This is a genomic window from Mycobacterium gordonae, from assembly GCF_002101675.1.
Classification (GTDB): domain Bacteria; phylum Actinomycetota; class Actinomycetes; order Mycobacteriales; family Mycobacteriaceae; genus Mycobacterium; species Mycobacterium gordonae.
Map to the genome: position 1 here is coordinate 1 of NZ_LQOY01000064.1, position 2,340 is coordinate 2,340.

At 66.5% G+C, this 2,340-nt stretch carries 3 protein-coding genes; all 3 read right to left on the reverse strand.

Going from position 1 to position 2,340, the window contains the following annotated elements:
• Nucleotides 1-107: 107 nt before the first annotated feature.
• Nucleotides 108-497, reverse strand: coding sequence for a DUF4189 domain-containing protein (locus AWC08_RS10275; RefSeq protein WP_065134178.1), 390 nt, complete (start codon nt 495-497; stop codon nt 108-110).
• Between the two features lie 44 nt (nt 498-541).
• Nucleotides 542-1,276 carry an LppX_LprAFG lipoprotein gene (locus AWC08_RS10280; protein ID WP_065134177.1) on the reverse strand — a complete coding sequence of 245 codons (735 nt, stop codon included), beginning with the start codon at nt 1,274-1,276 and terminating at the stop codon, nt 542-544.
• 143 nt (nt 1,277-1,419) lie between these two features.
• The coding region (locus tag AWC08_RS10285) for an ABC transporter permease (RefSeq protein WP_142283508.1) at nt 1,420-2,340 on the reverse strand (921 nt) is incomplete at its 5' end.

Consider the following 2,340-nt stretch of genomic DNA (forward strand, 5'->3'; position numbering starts at 1 on the left):
CCTGCAACCCCACCGGCTCCGGCGCCCCCACCACCTCATCCATCTACGCCTCCGCTACACCGACCACGCCGCCCCGATCAGCGCGCGGGCGGGCGAGCGCATCGACTTTAGTTGCAGAGCCAGGTGCCGATCCATCCCGCGGTGCCCAGGCGCCTCATGGCGTCCTGCTCGGCGGACAGCAGTGTCGATCCGTACCCTCCCGCGTGGTCGCCGGCGTTGTTCTCCGCGACGGCGCCGCACTCGGAGAAGGAGACCAGCACCTTGCAGTCGGGCTTGCCGCATGCTCCCATCGCGGCGCTTTCCGCGGCCGCGCGCGACGGGGCGTCCTTGGTCCGGCCGAACAGTTGCCCCGACGGCGAGTAGGCGATCGCACCGTACTGCCCGTCTGCCCGTGCGGCGGGCGCCGGTGTCATCAGCGTCGTCGTCACCGCCGCGACGCCGGCCAGTGCGACCACCGCACCTCTTGGAAAGCGCGCCTGAAAAGCGGTCAATCCCATGATGGTTCCTTTCCGCGCTGAAGAAGATCGGGTTCCACGAGGTGCTAAACCGGCTTGGTCGCGGTGACTTGCTTGCCCCACTCCGACATGGTCATCGACACCGTCCCGTTCTCGACCGGGGTTATCTCGATCTTGACCAGGTGGTAGGACCCGTCCGAGGCAATCCAGACGGTGGTGGGGGTCGGTGGCGCGTTCTGCGGGCTCAGCCGCGACCCGGCCAGCGTGGCGACGTCGTCGGTGGACGATGTTCCGCTGATCTTCGTGGTCGCGATGCCGTTGATCTGCTCGGTGCCGCTCACCTTGGGGTTCTGCAGGTTGGCCAGCAGATGCGCCAGGCCCTTGTCGGGGTCGAGCAGCGTGGAGACCTCATAGATCGAGGCCCCGTTGCCGTAATCCGTGAATTTGCCGGGTTCTGCGACGTCGGAGTACAGGTGGCCATCGACGAAGACGAATTTCGAGTCGACGGGACTCTTGCCGACGGTCAGCGTCGCGGTGCCGTTGGCCACGGTTTGGGGGGTGTTGGAGACGTCGCCGTCGAGCTTGGTCACCTCGAGGTTGGGCACCGAGCCCTGGACGGTGAGGCTGAGGTGCATCCCGGTGACTTTGCGCATCGCGTCGGCGGCCTGTTTGACCGTGCTCGCGGCGTCGACGTTGGGGGCGTTGGACCCGCTGCCCGAGGTGCTGTTCTTCGGGCTGCCACAGCCGGTCAGCACCAGGGCCGTCACCACCACCGCTGCCGCCGCCCCGGCGCCGGCACGGGACCAGAGCTTCAGTTTCATAGACATCTCCTTTGTTGAGACAACCGGCCGGCTGCCACGGGGCAAACTGATCTGGAGGACGCACCAAAGCCAGCGAATAGCCTAAACCTGCCGGTATTTCGTTGGCCAGACCTCATATTCGGGAATTTAAGCAAACATCCTGATCACCGACGGGCGGCCCTGCGGGCCCTGCGCTGCCGATCGAGGGTGCGCAGTCGCAGCGCGAGCAGGATCACCATCGCCACGCCCAAGGCCGAACACATGCCCAGCGCGGTCAGCCAGTGCTCGCGGTCGTGGGTCCACATCGGGTCGGTGTCGGTGAGGCGGATGTAGTTCACCCCGAGCGACGAGCCGGCCATGGCGTAGGCCCAGCGGGAGGGGGAGAGCCAGGCCAGTTGTTCCAGTGGGATGCGGTCTTTGACGGCGAACATGCCGCCGCAGAGCACGAGTTGGGCCATGACGACCAGTACGAGCAGGGGCATGCCGCGGTCGGCGTTGCTGATCAGAGCCGAGATGAGCAGGCCCAGGATCATCGACACCACGGTCACGGCGACCACGGCCGCCGCGATCTCGGCCGAACCGACGCGGCGAAGCAGCTCGGTGCTGCCGGACTGCAGCAGCAGCGAGTCGTCGGGCGGCGGTAGGAAAGCGACTCCAAGGAATCCGAAGAGCAATCCCTGCAAGCTGGCAATGGCGCCCAGCACAACGAGTTTGGAGGCGAGGTAGGCGCCGCCGGACAGTCCGATGCCGTGCTCGCGGCGGTAGATGGCCTGCTCCTTGACTATTTCGCGGATGGACCCGGCACACCCCATCAGGGCCCCGCCGATGATGAGCAGCACGAGCAACTGGGTGGGTTGCCTGGATTGCTGGGTGATCGCTTTGGCTAGGGAGAGTCCGGCGTCGCCGGGGACGGCGTAGGTGAACAGGCTCAGCAGCAGGGGCAGGGCCAGCAGGAACAGGGTGTATTGGCGGTCGGCGGCGATGACGGCCAGGTAGCGGCGCGAGAGGATGGCGAATTGGGCGGCGGGGTTTTGTTGGGCTTTGGGTTTGGGTTTGGTGGTGGGGTGTTCGGGTCGGGGTGGGTG